The following is a 16,810-nucleotide window of genomic DNA, read 5'->3' as shown; positions in this document are numbered from 1 at the left end:
ACTTGTGAATGAGTCGACATTTACTCCCGGGGGTGGACAGCCAGGAATCCCTGTCGGCTCCGTCGCTGTCCGAACCTTCGCGAACAACGCGGCGGCCAATCAGCCCATGACGACAGCCCACACGATGAAGATGATGGACGGCCTACACGTGAACGCCACGGCCGGCAACGAGAGTGGCCGAGAGTCCACCCACTTCGCCGCCTACGACGAGGTGCCCGAGGGGCACTTCTACGACCCCGACGCCGAGTACGAGCCCGACCCGGAGTACGCGGCCACGCTCGCACCCGACGCTGCCCGCCAGCGCCGCGAGCGGATCGGCCCCACCGGACGGCCCCTGCCCTACTTCCCGATCCCGGGCCCGTTGACCGACCACGGACCCGCGAAGATCATCGCGATGTGCAACCAGAAGGGCGGCGTCGGCAAGACCACGTCGACCATCAACCTGGGCGCCGCGCTCGCGGAGTACGGGCGGCGGGTGCTGCTCGTCGACTTCGACCCGCAGGGTGCCCTGTCGGTCGGTCTCGGTGTGAACCCGATGGAGCTCGACCTCACCGTCTACAACCTGCTCATGGAGCGGGGCATGTCGGCGGACGAGGTGCTGCTCAAGACCGCCGTTCCCAACATGGACCTGCTGCCCAGCAATATCGATTTGTCAGCGGCAGAGGTGCAGTTGGTCAGCGAGGTCGCGCGCGAGTCCACGCTCCAGCGCGCCCTGAAGCCGCTGATGAACGACTACGACTACATCGTGATCGACTGTCAGCCCTCGCTCGGTCTGCTGACCGTGAACGCGCTGACGGCGGCTCACAAGGTCATCGTGCCGCTGGAGTGCGAGTTCTTCGCGCTGCGCGGTGTGGCCCTGCTGACCGAGACGATCGAGAAGGTCCAGGAGCGGCTCAACCCCGAGCTGGAGCTCGACGGCATCCTCGCCACGATGTACGACTCCCGGACCGTGCACAGCCGTGAGGTGCTCGCGCGCGTCGTCGAGGCCTTCGACGACCACGTCTACCACACGGTGATCGGCCGGACCGTGCGCTTCCCGGAGACCACGGTCGCCGGTGAGCCGATCACGACGTACGCCTCCAACTCCGTGGGCGCCGCCGCCTACCGTCAGCTCGCCAGGGAGGTGCTCGCCCGGTGTCACGCCGAGTGAGTCTGCCCGGCGCCGACGAACTGTTCCGTACGACCGGGGGGATGGCGCTGCAGTCCTCCTCACCCCGCAGGGGCGAGGCCAGGGTGCCGGCTCCCGCGGGCGAGAGCGACGCGGGGGCGGCGGAGGGCTCGGCGTCCGCCGAGCACTCGGCGGCGGAGTCGGAGACGGCGGAACCGCGGGCCAGGACCGCGGAGCCGACGGCTCCGTCCGCCCAGACCGGCCAGACCGGCCCGGCGGCGCCGGCCGGACCCGCCGCGCCGGCTCAGGCGCGACGGCGGGGCCGGTCGCCGAACCGGCGGCCGAGCGGACGCGAGCGGCACGACGAGAAGATCACGGTCTACGTCTCCGCGGAGGAGCTGATGGACCTGGAGCACGCGCGTCTGGTGCTCCGGGGCGAGCACGGCCTCGCCGTGGACCGCGGCCGGATCGTCCGCGAGGCGGTGGCGGTGGTCCTGGCGGACCTGGAGTCCCGCGGCGACGCGAGCATCCTCGTACGCCGCCTGCGCGGCCGCTGAGGGTAACCTGCGGGCTGCCGCGCTCCCGCACCTCCCTGGACCCCGATGCCCCCGCCCCCCGACGAAACGTCCCGCCCACCCCGCCGCCGTCCCCTGGGCCGGGGCCCGGGAACGCCGCCCACGGGGCCCGCACCGCCTGAGCCCCCGCCCGCCGCGCTCGACGCCCCCGAGGGCCCTGCGGGCCCGGCCGGCCCGGTCGCCCCGGTGGAGGAGGCCGCTCCCGCGGGCGTGGGGGAGGCGCCGGCCGAGGCCGCTCCCGCTCCGGTACCCGACGCGGCCGTCGGCGGGCCGGCCGGGAACACCCCCGTACCCGCCGAAGGCGCCCCCGTGCCCGAGGACGGGCGGTTCACCGTGCGGCTGGCGAACTTCGAGGGGCCCTTCGACCTCCTGCTGCAGCTCATCTCGAAGCACCGGCTCGACGTCACCGAGGTCGCCCTCTCCCAGGTCACCGACGAGTTCATGGCGCACATCCGGGCCATGGGCCCCGACTGGGATCTCGACCAGACCACCGAGTTCCTGGTCGTCGCCGCCACCCTGCTCGATCTGAAGGCCGCCCGGCTGCTGCCCGCGGCCGAGGTGGAGGACGAGGCCGATCTCGCGCTCCTGGAGGCGCGGGACCTGCTCTTCGCCCGGCTCCTGCAGTACCGCGCGTACAAACGCATCGCCGAGATCTTCGCCGAGCGGTGGGAGGCCGAGGGGCGGCGCCACCCCCGGACCGTCGGCCTCGAACCCCACCACGCCGAGCTGCTCCCCGAGGTCGTCATCAGCATCGGCGCCGAGGGCTTCGCCAAGCTCGCCGTCAAGGCCATGCAGCCCAAGGCCAAGCCACAGGTGTACGTCGACCACATCCACGCCCCCCTCGTCAGCGTCCGCGAGCAGGCGGCGCTGGTCGTCGCCCTCCTCAAGGAGCGCGGGACGGTCGGTTTCCGCGACATCGCGGAGGGAGCCCCCGACACCCTCACCGTCGTCGCCCGCTTCCTCGCCCTCCTGGAGCTCTACCGCGAGAAGGCCGTCACCCTCGACCAGGAGGACGCCCTCGGCGACCTGACCGTCACCTGGACCGGCGGCGACGGCGACGAGGAGCCCCGTGTGACCGACGAGTTCGACCAGGAGACCCAAGAAACGGAGGCCCAGAGGTGAGCGCACCCGACGACCTCAAGCCCGCCCTCGAAGCCGTCCTCATGGTCGTCGACGAGCCCGCCACCGAGGCCCATCTCGCCAAGGTCCTGGAACGCACCCCGCGCGAGGTGGGCGACGCCCTGCGCGAGCTGGCGGACGAGTACACCGTCCAGGGCCGCGGCTTCGAGCTGCGCCTGGTCGCCGGCGGCTGGCGGTTCTACACTCGCGCGGAGTACGCCCCGGCCGTCGAGGCCTTCGTCCTCGACGGGCAGCAGGCCCGGCTCACGCAGGCGGCCCTGGAGACCCTCGCCGTCGTCGCGTACCGCCAGCCCGTCAGCCGATCCCGCGTCTCCGCGGTCCGCGGTGTGAACTGTGACGGGGTCATGCGGACCCTCCTCCAGCGCGGTCTCGTGGAGGAGGCGGGCACGGAACCCGAAACAGGTGCGATCCTGTACAGGACGACGAACTACTTCCTGGAGCGGATGGGCCTGCGCGGCCTGGACGAGCTCCCGGAGCTCGCGCCCTTCCTCCCCGAGGCGGACGCGATCGAGGCGGAGACGCTGGAAGGGGTCCCGTCGTTCGACCCGGACGCACCAGATGCACCGGGTTTCGAGGACGCAGACGACAAGACGGAACTTTGATGCGAAGCAGCAGCGGCAGGAACAGCAGCGGAAACAACGGCGGGAGCCGTGGTGGCAACAGCGGCGGCCGCGGAAGCGGCAGCAGCAGCGGCGGCCGCGGCGGCAGCACGGGCGGTGGCGGCGGCTACCGAGGTGCCGGTGGCGGCGGTGGCCGTGACGACAGGCAGGGCGGCGGCTACCGAGGTGCCGGTGGCACCAGTGGTGGCGGCCGCGGCGGCAGCGCGGGCGGTGGCGGCGGCTACCGGGGCGCCGGTGGCGGCGGTGGCCGTGACGACCGGCAGGGTGGCGGCGACCGGCCGCGCAACCCGCGCCCGGAGGAGCGTCGCTATGACGTGGGCGGCACGTCCGAGGCCCCGAAGAAGGGCCGCGGCGCCGCGGCCCGCGGGGGCGCCAAGGGCGGCCCCAAGGCCCCGCAGGGCGGCACTCCGCCCCGCCGCGGCCCGCACGGGCAGCGGCAGGCCCCGGCCCGTTCGCGTGAGCTCGACGCCAAGATCGAGCAGCGCAACCGCGACCGGTACGCGGACCGCCCGGAGATCAAGACGCCCAAGACCTTCCCCGGCGCCGAGCAGGAGGGCGAGCGGCTCCAGAAGGTGCTCGCCCGGGCCGGCATGGGCTCGCGCCGCGCGTGCGAGGAGCTGATCGAGCAGGCCCGCGTCGAGGTCAACGGCGAGATCGTCCTGGAGCAGGGCAAGCGCGTCGACCCCGAGAAGGACGAGATCAAGGTCGACGGCCTGACCGTCGCGACCCAGTCGTACCTCTTCTTCGCGCTGAACAAGCCCGCCGGTGTCGTCTCCACCATGGAGGACCCGGACGGCCGCCAGTGCCTGGGCGACTACGTCACCAACCGTGAGACCCGGCTCTTCCACGTCGGCCGGCTCGACACCGAGACCGAGGGCATCATCCTGCTCACCAACCACGGTGAGCTGGCCCACCGCCTCACGCACCCGAAGTACGGCGTGAAGAAGACCTACCTGGCCGCCATCACGGGCCCGCTGCCGCGCGAGGTCGGCAAGCGGCTCAAGGACGGCATCCAGCTGGAGGACGGCTACGCCCGCGCCGACCACTTCCGCGTGGTCGAGCAGACCGGCAAGAACTACCTGGTCGAGGTGACCCTGCACGAGGGCCGCAAGCACATCGTGCGCCGGATGCTCGCCGAGGCCGGTTTCCCGGTCGAGAAGCTGGTCCGCACCGCCTTCGGCCCGATCGCGCTCGGCGACCAGAAGTCGGGCTGGCTGCGCCGGCTGACCAACACCGAGGTCGGCATGCTGATGAAGGAAGTCGGCATGTAACCCCTCGTGTCGCTACGACGCGGAAGCCCGTGACCGCCACCCGGCGGTCACGGGCTTCCGCGTTCCTTCGTTCGCACTTGTGGCCGAAGCCCGTCACGCTTTATAGTCAACATGACTCTTAAGGAGGCGGGCGTGAGCCTCGCGAAGATCCTCGAACCCCTGCAGCAGCCGCTTTTCACGGTCCTGGACACCCCGGTCAGCTGGACCGAGGTCCTCGGCTTCGGCAGCGGAGCGCTCTGCGTCTGGCTCGTCGCCCGCCAGCACGTCGCCAACTGGCCCATCGGCATCGCCAACAACGTCTTCTTCATCCTTCTCTTCGGCCAGGCCGGGCTCTACGCCGACGCCGGCCTCCAGATCGTCTTCATCACCCTCGCCGTGTACGGCTGGTGGACCTGGACCCACGGGGGTGGACCAGGCTCCGACACCCTCCCGGTGCGCCGCACCACGCGCACCGAGTGGACATGGCTGCTCACGGCGGGGGTGGTGGGGACCCTCGGCCTCACCCTGCTGCTCGACCGCGCGACCGACTCCACCGTCCCCTTCTGGGACGCCCTGACGACCGCGCTCTCCCTGATGGCGACCTACGGCCAGTGCCGCAAGCGGCTGGAGTCCTGGTGGCTCTGGATCGCCGCCGACGTGGTCTACGTACCGCTGTACGCGTACAAGGAGCTGTACCTGACCTCCCTGCTGTACGTCGGATTCATGACGCTCTGCGTCCTCGGCCTGCGCGGCTGGAGCCGCGACCTCGCCGCCCGGCGCGTCCTCCCGGTGGAGGCGACGGCATGAAGCGCTACGGACACGGCCTGGTGCTCGGCAAGTTCTATCCGCCGCACGCCGGCCACCACCACCTCGTCCGCACCGCCCGCGAGCGCTGCGAGCGGCTGACCGTCCTCGTCTGCGCCTCCTCCGTGGAGTCGATCTCCCTGGAGGACCGGGTCGACTGGATGCGCGAGATCCACCCCGACGTCCTCGTCGTCGGCGCCGTCGACGACATCCCCGTCGACCTCCACGACCCCGACGTGTGGGCCGCCCACATGGCCGTCTTCCGCGCCGCGGTCCCCGAGCACGTCGACGCCGTCTTCACCTCCGAGGTGTACGGGGAGGAGCTCGGCCGCCGCTTCGGCGCCGAGTCCGTGTGCGTCGACCCGGACCGCAGGCTCTTCCCCGTCTCCGGCACCGCCGTCCGCAAGGACCCCGTCGGCTGCTGGGACTTCCTGGAGCCGCCGGTCCGGGCCGCGCTCACCCGGCGCGTGGTCGTCCTCGGCGCCGAGTCCACCGGCACCACCACCATGGCCCGCGCCCTCGCCGAGCACTACCGCGGCCGGGGCGGCGTGTGGGCCCGCACCCGGTACGTACCGGAGTACGGCCGCGAGTACAGCGAACGCAAGCTCGCCGAACTCCGCGCCGAACGCCCCGGCGCCGACTGGGCGGACGTCACCTTCCGGTCCGCCGACTTCCCGGTCATCGCCCAGCGCCAGGCCGAGATGGAGGAGGCGGCCGCCCGTGAGGGCTCGCCCGTGCTCTTCTGCGACACCGACGCCTTCGCCACCACCATCTGGCACGAGCGGTACATGGGCACCACCAGCCCCGCCACCGGCGAGGTCGCCGCCCGGTGCAGGCAGCACCTGTGGCTGCTCACCGACCACCACGGCGTCCCGTTCGAGGACGACGGGCTGCGCGGCGGGGAGCACCTGCGGCCCTGGATGACCGCCCGCTTCGTCGCCCAGCTCTCCCGGACCGGCCGCCGCACCGCCGTCCTCACCGGCCCGCACGAGGAGCGGCTCGCGGCCGCCGTCGCGGCCGTGGACGCCCTCCTCGCCGAAGGCCCGCGCCTCGCCGACCCCCTCCCGGAGCGCCGATGAACCCGTCCCGGGCGCCCGAGGGCTACGACCCCTCCGCCTTCGAGCCGTTCGCCGTCACCGCCGACCTCGCAGTCTTCACCGTCCGCGAGGAGCGACTGCAGGTCCTCCTCGTGGAGCGCGGCCAGGAGCCGTACGCGGGGGCCTGGGCGCTGCCCGGCGGCTTCGTGCTGCCGCGCGAGTCCGCCGAGCAGGCCGCGCGCCGCGAACTGGCCGAGGAGACCGGCCTCTCGGCGGACACGGTCGCCGGCCTCCACCTCGAACAGCTGCGCACCTACAGCGAGCCGGACCGCGACCCCCGGATGCGGGTCGTCTCGGTCGCGTACACCGCGCTCGTACCCGACCCGCCCGAACCCCGGGGCGGCGGCGACGCGGCGCGGGCGCAGTGGATGCCGTACGGCACGCCGGGGCATCTCGCCTTCGACCACGACCGGATCCTCGCCGACGCGCACGACCGGATCGGCGCCAAGCTCGAGTACTCCTGTCTCGCCACCGCCTTCTGCCCGCCCGAGTTCACGATCGGCGAGCTGCGCCAGGTGTACGAGACGGTCTGGGGCGTCGAGCTCGACCGCCCCAACTTCCGGCGCAAGGTCCTCGCCACGCCCGGCTTCGTCCGGGCCGTGGAGGGACCACCGCGCCTCACCGGCGGACGGGGGAAACCGGCCGCTCTCTACCGGGCGGGTGAGGCCACGGCCCTCCACCCGCCGCTGCTGCGACCGGAGGGACGATCCACCTCATGACCACCAGGGCCATGACCACCAAGCAGGCCGCCACCGGCTCCCTGATCGGCCTGGCGCTCGGCGACGCGCTGGGCTACCCGACGGAGTTCCACGACGTGCCGTCGATCCTCGCGAAGACCGGGCCCTGGCGGGAGATGGAGCTTCCGGGCAAGGGGCAGGGCAAGGGCATCGCGTACATCACGGACGACACGCAGATGACGCTCGCGCTCGCGCGGGGCGTCCGGACCGCCATGGAGCGGGGCGCGCTCGCCCCGCTGCGGCTCGCCCGGCCGGTCCGGGAGGAGTTCGTCGACTGGTACCACTCCCCGGAGAACAACCGGGCGCCCGGGCGGACCTGCATGGTCGCCTGCCGGCTCCTCGACGGCGACCGGCCCTGGCAGGAGGCGAGCCAGACCGGCTCCAAGGGCTGCGGCGCCAACATGCGGGTCGCCCCGATCGGGCTCGTCCCCGGCCTCAGCGAGGAGCAGCGCGCGGGCGCGGCCCAGCTCCAGTCGGCCCTGACGCACGGCCACCCCACCGCGCTCGCCGCCTCGGACCTGACGGCCCGCGCGGTGTATCTCCTCGCCCAGGGCGTCGACCCCACGGGCCTCGTCGGCCACCTGCGCTCGTACGCGTACGAGAACCGCTCCCGCTACCACGAGAGGTGGCTCGGCGACCTCTGGACGCACGCCCAGGACCCGTCGGCCCGCCACTTCATCGAGCGCGGCTGGGACGAGTGCCTGGCCGTCCTGGAAAAACTGGACGCCGTCCAGCGCACCGCCGACCCCGAACTCGACCCCTGCGCGTACACCGGCGACGGCTGGATCGCCGAGGAGGCCCTGGCCACCGCGCTCCTGTGCTTCCTCCTCTTCCCCGAGTCCCCCCTCACGGCCCTCCGCCGCGCCGCCTGCACCCGCGGCGACTCCGACTCCCTCGCCTGCCTGACGGGCGCCTTCGCCGGCGCCCACCTGGGCGCCGCGGCCTGGCCCCAGGACTGGACGACCCGCATCGAACACCGCGACGAACTGCTGACCTTCGGCGCCCTCTGGGACGCTTGATCCATGACCGCAGCTCTCGCTCTCGAAGCCGACCTGTCCGCCGTCGTGGCGGAGCAGCCCGATCCGCTGATCTTCGCCACCGTCTCCGGCGCCCACCTCTACGGATTCCCGTCCCGCGACTCGGACGTCGACCTGCGCGGAGCACATCTCCTGCCGGTGGCCGCCCTGATCGGGCTCCGCGAACCCGAGGAGACACGGAGCCGGATGTGGGACCGCGACGGCATCGAGATGGACCTCGTCACCCACGACCTGCGGAAGTTCGTCCGGCTGATGCTGCGGCGCAACGGTTACGTACTGGAGCAGCTGCTCTCCCCGTGGGTGGCACACACCTCGGACACCCATGCCGAGCTGGTCTCGCTGGTGCCCCATGTGCTCACCACCCACCACGCGCACCACTACCGGGGGTTCGCCGGGACCCAGTGGCGCCTCTTCGAGAAGACCGGGGAGCTGAAGCCTCTGCTCTACACGTTCCGGGCGCTGCTCACCGGAATCCACCTCATGCGCTCGGGAGAGGTCGAAGCACATCTGCCCACGCTGGTCGGGGAGGTGCCGGAGGCTCCCGCCTACGTACCGGAGCTCATCGCCGCCAAGGCGGCGGCCGAGCACGGGCCGGCCGAGGTGGACGTGCGGCGCGTGAGCGGTGATGTGGAGGCGCTGCACGCCGTCCTGGACGCGGTGCAGGCCGGGTCGGGACTCGGGGACGAGCCGGGGGCACTCGACGCCCTGCACGACCTTGTCGTACGGACCCGGCTAGAGCACGCGCAGGGCTGAGGTGCGGCGGGCGTGGAGGAGGAAGGCTTCGACGCGGGGGTGGTCCGGGGTCGAGGGGAGGGGGCTGGTGGTGGAGGCGCGGTCGGCCTCGTCCGTGAGGCGGGTCATCCAGGCCTCGACCTCGGGCCACGACACCTCGCCCCGCTTCACCGCGAGGAGGCGTTCTCGCTCCTCGCCCACGTGGATGGTGAGTTCGCCGGTGCGGAGCAGGTCGCGGCAGCTCATCAGCAGCCGCAGCAGGTGCATGGCGTGCTTCCAGCGCGGCTCGCCGTACTGCCGGACGTCGGCGTCGAGCTTCTTGCGCTGCCCTCCCGCGTACCGGACGAAGGTCTGGTGCGCCTGGCGGGAGAGGAACGCCTCGCGCAGCGAGACCAGTTCGCGGCCGATGTCGTCGATGTGCTCGACGACGGGGGAGTGGAGGCACTCCAGGACGTTCGGATTGGCGCGCAGAGCCAGCTCGCAGAAGCGTTCCAGCTCCCAGCTGAACTGCTCCTCGCCCGGGCCCTCCACATGCGCCGGAGGCTTGTCGAAGTGCCAGAAGAGCGGCGTCGGGGCGAGGTAGACGCCCCGACGGTCCGTGTCGCTCCCCTCGGTGGCCAGACCGAACGCGCGCGATCCCATGACGCAGGAGTAGATCGTGTGGTCGCGCACCAGTTCTTCCGGAGTCATGGGCGACAGGCTACGCGAGGGTGATCGTGTCCCCCGACACGGTGATCCGCTCCTCCGGCAGCGGGCGCGAGGCCGGTCCCGCGGCGACCGAGCCGTCGGCGATCCGGAACCTGGAGCCGTGGCAGACGCAGTCGATCGTGCCGTTCTCCACCTTGGCGACCGTGCAGCCCTGGTGCGTGCAGACCGCCGAGAACGCCTTGAACTCACCCGCCGTCGGCTGCGTGACGACGACCTTCCGCTCCTTGAAGACGGTCCCGCCCCCCACCGGGATCTGCGAGGTGCGCCCGAGCGATTCCCCGGCCGGCGCCGACCGCGTGGTGGTGCCCGTGGGCGTCGGGCTGGCGGCCGTACCGCCGTCCTTGTCGCCGTCGGAGCCGCAGCCCGTGGTCAGCGCGGCGACGGAACCCGCACCGGCCAGCAGCAGCACGGTACGGCGGGGCGTGGCATCTGGAGTCATGCCGTACAGCTTGCTCGCGCCCCCCGCCGGCACTCCGCCAACACGCCTGGGTGTCTCAGACCCAGGGGGTCAGCTCCCTCGCACGGCCGTCGGCGTCCCGGCGGACCTCCAGGACGGCCGTGACGGCCGCCCGCTCGATCGGGCCGTACACATGCGGGAAGAGCGTGTCCTCCGACCCCTCCCAGCGGACCTCCGCCGTCAGCCGGCTCTCGTCCACGACGAGCACCAGGAGCGGGCCGTGCACGCCGCGGTAGTGCGCGTCGGCGACGGCCAGCGCCGCCGACTCGTCCGGCGAACAGTGCACGAAGCCCTCGGCGGCCAGCGACGGCGGCGCGTAGGGCAGCCCGGGTTCGGCGGACCATTCGTCCAGCGGTACGACGTGGAGAAGCATCCGACAGTTGTACCCCGAGGCCTCCCCGGCCGGCAGGGCACCCGGAGCGCCGTCTCGGAGAGCGGTCGCCGGGGCGAAGCGCCCAGCCCCCTGACTAGGCTGGTCGGAGCACTGATCGCTTTTCGAAGGAGCACGACGTGGCGGTACGAGCGGTCCGAGGCGCCGTCCAACTCGAACGGGACGAGGCCGGACACATGCACGAGCAGGTCGAGGAGCTGCTCACCGCCGTCCTGGAACGCAACGGACTCACCGCCGACGACCTGATCAGCATCTGGTTCACGGCCACCCCCGACCTGCACAGCGACTTCCCGGCCGCCGCCGCCCGCCGTATCGGGATCGTCGACGTCCCTCTCATCTGCGCCCAGGAGCTGGACATCGAGGGTGCGATGCCGCGGGTCGTACGGCTCCTCGCGCACGTCGAGTCGGAGCTGCCCAAGTCCGCGATCGCGCACGTCTACCTCGGTGCCGCGGCCGCCCTGCGCAAGGACATCGCCCAGTGAGAACCGCCCTCGTCATCGGAACCGGCCTCATCGGCACCTCGGCCGCGCTCGCCCTGGCCGGACGCGGCGTCGCCGTGTACCTGCGCGACCACGACCCGGCGCGCGCGCGTACGGCGGCGGCGCTCGGCGCCGGTACGGACGAGGCGCCCGAGGGCCCCGTCGACCTCGCCGTCGTCGCCGTACCGCCGGCCCATGTGGCGACCACCCTCGCCGCGGCGATGCGGGACGGGCTCGCGCGCGGCTACCTGGACGTGGCGAGCGTCAAGGGCGGCCCCAAGCGGGAGCTGGAGCAGCTGGGCCTCGACCTCACCGCGTACATCGGCACGCACCCCATGTCGGGCAAGGAGCGCTCCGGCCCGCTGGCGGCGACGGCCGATCTCTTCGAGGGGCGGCCGTGGGTGCTGACCCCCACCCGCGACACCGACACCGAGGTCCTCAACCTGGCCCTGGAGCTGGTCGCGCTCTGCCGCGCCGTCCCGGTCGTCATGGACGCGGACGCCCACGACCGGGCGGTCGCGCTCGTCTCCCACACCCCGCAGCTGGTGTCGTCGATGGTGGCGGCCCGCCTGGAGGAGGCGGACGAGACGGCGGTACGGCTGTGCGGCCAGGGCATCCGCGACGTCACCCGGATCGCCGCCTCCGACCCGCGCATGTGGGTCGAGATCCTTTCGGCGAACCCCGGACCGGTCGCCGACGTGCTCGCGGGCGTCGCCGCCGACCTGGACGAGACCGTACGGGCACTGCGCTCGCTCCAGTCGGCCGACGAGGCCGAGCGCCGCGGCGGAGCCCTGGACGTCGAGGACGTGCTGCGCCGGGGCAACGCGGGCCGCGCCCGTGTCCCGGGCAAGCACGGCGCCGCACCGGCGCAGTACGAGACGGTCGCCGTCCTCATCAGCGACCAGCCGGGCGAACTCGCGCGGATCTTCGCGGACGCGGGCCGGGCGGGCGTCAACATCGAGGACGTCCGCATCGAGCACGCGACGGGCCAGCAGGCCGGTCTCGTCCAGCTGATGGTGGAGCCTTCCGCCGTCCCGGTCCTGGAGGCCGCGCTGAAGGAGCGCGGCTGGGCGCTGAGGGCAGGCTGAGGAGGCGCTGAGGACATGCTGGCAGCGGGCTGAGGGCGGGCCCCGGGCGGGCTGAGGTTCCCCGGTGGCGGGCCCGGACCCGGGCCGCGCGGCCCGGCGGGCCGGGCTCCCGGGAGGGTCCCGGCCCCCGCTGGGCCGAATGGGTGCGCGGGAATCGGTAACCTTGGGGTGGCCCCCTGCATCCGGTGGGGCCTCACCGCGTACTCACCGCGTACCCAGGAAGGTGTTCCCCACCGTGGAAACCGTGATCGTCGCCATCGACGGGCCCTCTGGCACGGGCAAGTCGAGCACCTCGAAGGCGGTTGCCGCCAAGCTGGGCCTGAGCTACCTGGACACCGGTGCGCAGTACCGCGCGATCACCTGGTGGATGATCAGCAACGGAGTCGACGTCGACGACGCGGACGCCGTGGCCAACGCCGCCGCCAAGCCCGTCATCGTCTCCGGCACCGACCCGGCCCGGCCGACGATCACCGTCGACGGCGCCGACGCCGCCGGCCCCATCCGTACCGAAGAGGTCACCTCCAAGGTCAGCGCCGTCAGCGCCGTCCCCGAGGTACGGACGCTGATCACCGAGCTGCAGCGGACCATCGCCAAGAGCGCCGAGGGCGGCATCGTCGTCGAGGGCCGGGACATCGGCACCACCGTCCTGCCCGACGCCGACCTCAAGATCTTCCTCACCGCGTCCCCCGAGGCCCGCGCGGCCCGCCGCTCCGGCGAGCTCAAGGGCGTCGACGTGGCCGCCACCCAGCAGGCCCTGATCAAGCGGGACGCGGCCGACTCCAGCCGTAAGACCTCCCCGCTGGCCAAGGCCGACGACGCCGTCGAGGTCGACACCACCGACCTGACCCTGGACCAGGTCATCGAGTGCGTCGTGACCCTGGTGGAGGAGCGACGGAGCGACATGCGGGCGGCCGCCAAGTGACCCTGCCCTCCGAGAAGGGCGCCGCCGTCGGGCGCGGCATCGGCATCGGGCTGATGTACGGCCTGTGGAAGCCGCGCGTCCTCGGCGCCTGGCGGGTGCCGGCCGCCGGCCCGCTGATCCTCGCCGTCAACCACGCGCACAACATCGACGGACCCATGCTCATGGGCACCGCGCCCCGGCCGGTGCACTTCCTGATCAAGAAGGAAGCCTTCGTCGGGCCCCTCGGGCCCTTCCTGGAGGGCATCGGCCAGCTCAAGGTGGACCGGGCCGGCGCCGACCGGGCCGCGATAGGCAACGCCCTCGCGGTCCTGGAGCACGGCGGCGTCCTCGGGATCTTCCCCGAGGGCACCCGCGGCGAGGGCGACTTCGCCTCGCTGCGCGCCGGCCTCGCCTACTTCGCCGTCCGCAGCGGCGCGCCGATCGTGCCGGTCGCGGTCCTGGGAAGTTCCGACCGCCCCGGACGGTTGATCAGAGCACTGCCGCCGCTGCGCAGCCGCGTCGACGTCGTCTTCGGCGACGCCTTCGAGGCCGGTGACGGATCGGGCCGCCGGACGCGCAAGGCGCTGGACGAGGCCACCGTACGTATCCAGGAGCGGCTCACGGGCCACCTGGAAAACGCGAGGCGCCTCACCGGGCGCTGAGCGACACTCTCAGTAGTGGGCCCCGAGGCTCGGGAACCCACCGACCACGAATGATCAAGGAACGGACTTCATGAACGACCAGCACGACCACGGGGCACTTGGCGACGCCGAGTACGCGGAGTTCATGGAGCTCGCCGCGGAAGAGGGCTTCGACGTCGAGGAGGTCGAAGGCGCGATCGAGGCGGCCGGGCACGGCCCGCTCCCCGTGCTCGCCGTCGTCGGCCGCCCCAACGTCGGCAAGTCGACCCTGGTGAACCGGATCATCGGACGCCGCGAGGCCGTCGTCGAGGACAAGCCCGGCGTCACCCGCGACCGCGTCACCTACGAGGCCGAATGGGCCGGCCGCCGCTTCAAGGTCGTCGACACCGGCGGCTGGGAGCAGGACGTCCTCGGCATCGACGCCTCCGTCGCCGCCCAGGCCGAGTACGCCATCGAGGCCGCCGACGCCTGCGTCTTCGTCGTCGACGCCACCGTCGGCGCCACCGACACCGACGAGGCGGTCGTCAAGCTGCTGCGCCGGGCCGGCAAGCCCGTCGTGCTCTGCGCCAACAAGGTCGACGGCCCCTCCGGCGAGGCCGACGCCACCGCCCTGTGGTCGCTGGGCCTCGGCGAGCCGTACCCCGTCTCCTCGCTGCACGGCCGAGGCACCGGCGACATGCTCGACGCCGTCCTGGAGGCGCTGCCCGAGGCTCCCGCGCAGACCTTCGGCAACGCGGTCGGCGGCCCCCGCCGGATCGCCCTCATCGGCCGCCCGAACGTCGGCAAGTCCTCGCTCCTGAACAAGGTCGCCGGCGAGGACCGTGTGGTCGTCAACGAGATGGCCGGCACCACCCGTGACCCGGTCGACGAGCTGATCACGCTCGGCGGCAAGACGTGGAAGTTCGTGGACACCGCCGGTATCCGCAAGAAGGTCCACCTCCAGGAGGGCGCGGACTACTACGCCTCCCTGCGCACCGCCGCCGCGGTCGAGAAGGCCGAGGTCGCCGTCGTCCTCATCGACACCACCGACAACATCTCGGTCCAGGACCAGCGGATCATCACCATGGCGGTCGAGTCCGGCCGCGCGCTCGTCATCGCCTACAACAAGTGGGACGAGCTCGACGAGGAGCGGCGCTACTACCTCGAGCGCGAGATCGAGACCGAGATGCAGCAGGTCGCCTGGGCGCCTCGGGTCAACGTCTCCGCCAAGACCGGCCGCCACATGGACCGGCTCGTCCCGGCGATCGAGACCGCCCTCGCCGGCTGGGAGACCCGCGTCCCGACCGGCCGTCTGAACGCCTTCCTCGGTGAGCTGGTCGCCGCCCACCCGCACCCGATCCGCGGCGGCAAGCAGCCCCGCATCCTCTTCGGTACGCAGGCGGGCACCAAGCCGCCCCGGTTCGTGCTCTTCGCCTCCGGCTTCCTGGAGCACGGCTACCGCCGCTTCGTCGAGCGCCGGCTGCGTGAGGAGTTCGGCTTCGAGGGCACGCCGATCCACATCTCGGTGCGGGTCCGCGAGAAGCGCGGCCGCAAGAAGTAGGCACACGCGGACGCGAGACGCGAGGACACGAGAACGGCGGAGGGCCGGGGCGGCATCGCCCCGGCCCTCCGCCGTTCTCGCGAGTCCCGTGAGCCCTACAGCCCTCGGCGGGGCGCCGGTGGCAGCGCCGCCGGAGTGTGGTGGAGCCCCGAGTGGTGCTGCGCCGACCAGGCCACCGGATGCGCCGTGTGGGACGCCTGGGACGCCTGGGACGCGTACCGGCTGCCGCCGTGCCCCTGACCCTGTCCGTACAGCCCCGTGCTCACCGGCGTCCCGAAGGACCGGAAGGCCAGATCCTCCTCGCCGCTGCGGTCACCCGGCAGCGTGCGGAACGACCGACGGTACTCCGAGTACAGAGCGTCGTAGATCGGCGTCGCCGACTGGCCTGCGGTGATGTCCTGCGCGGGGCGCATGGAAGGGATCTGCTGACTCGGACTTGGCGGGCGGAGTGGGTCGTATGTGTGCACATACGTGCCAACGACACCGTCCTCCGTCGGATGCGGGCGGTCCTCGGAAAGAGGAGCCCGCCGGGGGCGGGGCACGGTCGTCACCGGGACCCAGGGGCCGTACCCCAGTGGTCCTATGCCCGGACGCCCGTGCTCCCTCACGTGCCGGCCAGCGGCATCGCGGCGGCCACCAGGCAGCCGTTGGCCGCGGCCTTCTCCAGGGCGTCGCGCAGCAGGTCCTCGCGCGGCTGCTGGCCGATCGAGCCGACCGGGGCGGCGAAGACCAGGACGGTGTGCGACTTGTTGGCCGCCGCGCGCCAGCCCTCGGTGACCTGCAGCGGCTGGTGGGCCTGCCACCAGGCGGCCTGCCCGCTGCCGCCCGCGCCCGGCTGGAGCACGGAGTGCAGCTGGCCCATGGCGACCAGCACGGACCAGCCGGGAAGGATGTTCGGCTTCTGGTTCACGTCGGCGACCGGCGCGAAACCCTGCTCGATCAGGAGCGGCAGGAATTCGTCGGTGAGCCCGCCCGAGCCCGGCCGGGCGACCGGCGCGGTCGGTTCGACGACCAGCGCCGGGTGGAGCTCGCCCTCGATCAGGACGAGACCGCTGGTGACCCCGAGCACGGCCTGCTCGGGGTGGGCCGCGCCGAGCGCGTCCGCCGCGTCGGTCGCGGCGATGGAGCGGACGGCTCCCTGGAGCTGCTCCTCGGCGACCTGGACGACCTGCGACGGAATGCAGCTGGCGTGGGCGAACGCCAGGACGGCGGTCTCCTCGCCGACGAACAGCACCGTGCTCGTGCGCTCCTGCTCGGAGTCACCCGGCGTGCGGCAGGAGGTGCAGTCGTAGCTGCCCGGGGCGTTGTCGCCGGCGAGCAGCCGGTCGGCTTCTTCGTCGCCGATCTCGGCGCGTACGTCCTCGCTGACGTCGAGCATGCGCGGCACGGGGGGCTCCCTGGACTCGGTACGGGCGACGCCGGGCGGATCCCGGCACGTCTCATACAGACTTCAACGGGGAAGGCTCGGCCGGGGTCACGCGTCGGCGCGCGGCAACTTGCGCGGC

20 protein-coding genes are annotated in these 16,810 nt (G+C 72.6%); 15 read left to right on the top strand and 5 right to left on the bottom strand.

Annotated elements, in window-relative coordinates; all coding sequences use genetic code 11:
- The first annotated feature begins 106 nt into the window (after window positions 1–106).
- The 10 genes from ACF06X_RS26360 to ACF06X_RS26315 all read left to right on the top strand — a co-directional run bounded on the left by ACF06X_RS26360 (window position 107) and on the right by ACF06X_RS26315 (window position 9,121).
- On the top strand, window positions 107–1,150 hold the full coding sequence (locus ACF06X_RS26360) for a ParA family protein (RefSeq protein ID WP_229818740.1): 1,044 nt from the start codon (window positions 107–109) through the stop codon (window positions 1,148–1,150).
- Window positions 1,135–1,665, top strand: a complete 531-nt coding sequence (locus ACF06X_RS26355; protein ID WP_392289759.1) for a hypothetical protein — start codon at window positions 1,135–1,137, stop codon at window positions 1,663–1,665. The genes ACF06X_RS26360 and ACF06X_RS26355 overlap by 16 nt, the downstream gene beginning before the upstream one ends.
- A gap of 45 nt (window positions 1,666–1,710) precedes the next feature.
- Entirely contained in the window at window positions 1,711–2,805 is a 1,095-nt protein-coding gene (locus ACF06X_RS26350) for a segregation and condensation protein A (RefSeq protein ID WP_392289758.1), read from the top strand.
- A gap of 41 nt (window positions 2,806–2,846) precedes the next feature.
- Complete coding sequence (gene scpB / locus ACF06X_RS26345; protein ID WP_229818754.1) at window positions 2,847–3,425, top strand: SMC-Scp complex subunit ScpB; 579 nt, start codon at window positions 2,847–2,849, stop codon at window positions 3,423–3,425.
- Window positions 3,425–4,714, top strand: a complete 1,290-nt coding sequence (locus ACF06X_RS26340; RefSeq protein ID WP_392289757.1) for a pseudouridine synthase — start codon at window positions 3,425–3,427, stop codon at window positions 4,712–4,714. Before scpB ends, ACF06X_RS26340 begins: the two co-directional genes overlap by 1 nt.
- Before the next feature lie 132 nt (window positions 4,715–4,846).
- Entirely contained in the window at window positions 4,847–5,500 is a 654-nt protein-coding gene (gene pnuC / locus ACF06X_RS26335) for a nicotinamide riboside transporter PnuC (protein ID WP_392289756.1), read from the top strand.
- Window positions 5,497–6,576 (top strand): AAA family ATPase, encoded by a 1,080-nt coding sequence (locus ACF06X_RS26330; RefSeq protein WP_392289755.1) that lies wholly within the window; start codon window positions 5,497–5,499, stop codon window positions 6,574–6,576. Before pnuC ends, ACF06X_RS26330 begins: the two co-directional genes overlap by 4 nt.
- Entirely contained in the window at window positions 6,573–7,313 is a 741-nt protein-coding gene (locus ACF06X_RS26325) for an NUDIX domain-containing protein (protein ID WP_392289754.1), read from the top strand. Before ACF06X_RS26330 ends, ACF06X_RS26325 begins: the two co-directional genes overlap by 4 nt.
- The gene (locus tag ACF06X_RS26320) at window positions 7,310–8,350 is read left to right on the top strand and encodes an ADP-ribosylglycohydrolase family protein (protein ID WP_392289753.1); all 1,041 of its coding nucleotides are present in this window, start codon (window positions 7,310–7,312) and stop codon (window positions 8,348–8,350) included. Before ACF06X_RS26325 ends, ACF06X_RS26320 begins: the two co-directional genes overlap by 4 nt.
- Window positions 8,351–8,353: 3 nt before the next feature.
- The gene (locus tag ACF06X_RS26315; RefSeq protein ID WP_392289752.1) at window positions 8,354–9,121 is read left to right on the top strand and encodes a DNA polymerase beta superfamily protein; all 768 of its coding nucleotides are present in this window, start codon (window positions 8,354–8,356) and stop codon (window positions 9,119–9,121) included.
- On the opposite strand, the gene ACF06X_RS26310 is transcribed toward ACF06X_RS26315, so the two are convergent.
- Genes ACF06X_RS26310 through ACF06X_RS26300 form a run of 3 tightly spaced genes read right to left on the bottom strand, consistent with a single transcriptional unit; the run spans window position 9,101 to window position 10,638 of the window.
- Window positions 9,101–9,790, bottom strand: coding sequence for a DNA polymerase beta superfamily protein (locus ACF06X_RS26310; RefSeq protein WP_392289751.1), 690 nt, complete (start codon window positions 9,788–9,790; stop codon window positions 9,101–9,103). The two genes, ACF06X_RS26315 and ACF06X_RS26310, sit on opposite strands and share 21 nt — an antisense overlap.
- 10 nt (window positions 9,791–9,800) lie before the next feature.
- Window positions 9,801–10,247, bottom strand: coding sequence for a Rieske (2Fe-2S) protein (locus ACF06X_RS26305; RefSeq protein WP_392289750.1), 447 nt, complete (start codon window positions 10,245–10,247; stop codon window positions 9,801–9,803).
- A 55-nt stretch (window positions 10,248–10,302) separates the two neighbouring features.
- Window positions 10,303–10,638 carry a DUF952 domain-containing protein gene (locus tag ACF06X_RS26300; RefSeq protein ID WP_392289749.1) on the bottom strand — a complete coding sequence of 112 codons (336 nt, stop codon included), beginning with the start codon at window positions 10,636–10,638 and terminating at the stop codon, window positions 10,303–10,305.
- Window positions 10,639–10,775: 137 nt separating this feature from the next.
- On the opposite strand from ACF06X_RS26300, the gene aroH reads away from it, so the two are divergent.
- The 5 genes from aroH to der all read left to right on the top strand — a co-directional run bounded on the left by aroH (window position 10,776) and on the right by der (window position 15,305).
- Window positions 10,776–11,138, top strand: coding sequence for a chorismate mutase (aroH, locus tag ACF06X_RS26295; protein WP_137990243.1), 363 nt, complete (start codon window positions 10,776–10,778; stop codon window positions 11,136–11,138).
- Window positions 11,135–12,223: a prephenate dehydrogenase gene (locus tag ACF06X_RS26290; protein WP_392289748.1), complete on the top strand. Its 1,089-nt coding sequence runs from the start codon at window positions 11,135–11,137 to the stop codon at window positions 12,221–12,223. The genes aroH and ACF06X_RS26290 overlap by 4 nt, the downstream gene beginning before the upstream one ends.
- A 244-nt stretch (window positions 12,224–12,467) precedes the next feature.
- Complete coding sequence (gene cmk / locus ACF06X_RS26285; protein ID WP_392289797.1) at window positions 12,468–13,145, top strand: (d)CMP kinase; 678 nt, start codon at window positions 12,468–12,470, stop codon at window positions 13,143–13,145.
- Window positions 13,146–13,198: 53 nt separating this feature from the next.
- Window positions 13,199–13,786 (top strand): lysophospholipid acyltransferase family protein, encoded by a 588-nt coding sequence (locus ACF06X_RS26280; protein WP_392289796.1) that lies wholly within the window; start codon window positions 13,199–13,201, stop codon window positions 13,784–13,786.
- Between the two features lie 70 nt (window positions 13,787–13,856).
- Window positions 13,857–15,305 (top strand): ribosome biogenesis GTPase Der, encoded by a 1,449-nt coding sequence (gene der, locus ACF06X_RS26275; protein ID WP_392289747.1) that lies wholly within the window; start codon window positions 13,857–13,859, stop codon window positions 15,303–15,305.
- A 95-nt stretch (window positions 15,306–15,400) separates the two neighbouring features.
- Here the strand turns inward: der and ACF06X_RS26270 are convergent, their stop codons facing one another.
- On the bottom strand, window positions 15,401–15,718 hold the full coding sequence (locus tag ACF06X_RS26270; RefSeq protein ID WP_392289746.1) for a hypothetical protein: 318 nt from the start codon (window positions 15,716–15,718) through the stop codon (window positions 15,401–15,403).
- A gap of 191 nt (window positions 15,719–15,909) precedes the next feature.
- Complete coding sequence (locus ACF06X_RS26265) at window positions 15,910–16,692, bottom strand: hypothetical protein (RefSeq protein ID WP_392289745.1); 783 nt, start codon at window positions 16,690–16,692, stop codon at window positions 15,910–15,912.
- Window positions 16,693–16,810 lie beyond the last annotated feature (118 nt).

Origin of the sequence: Streptomyces sp. NPDC015346 (assembly GCF_043078785.1) — a bacterium.
Lineage (GTDB): Bacteria > Actinomycetota > Actinomycetes > Streptomycetales > Streptomycetaceae > Streptomyces.
Note: the sequence above shows the minus strand (reverse complement) of the source record. Positions and strands in the feature narration are given on the sequence as shown.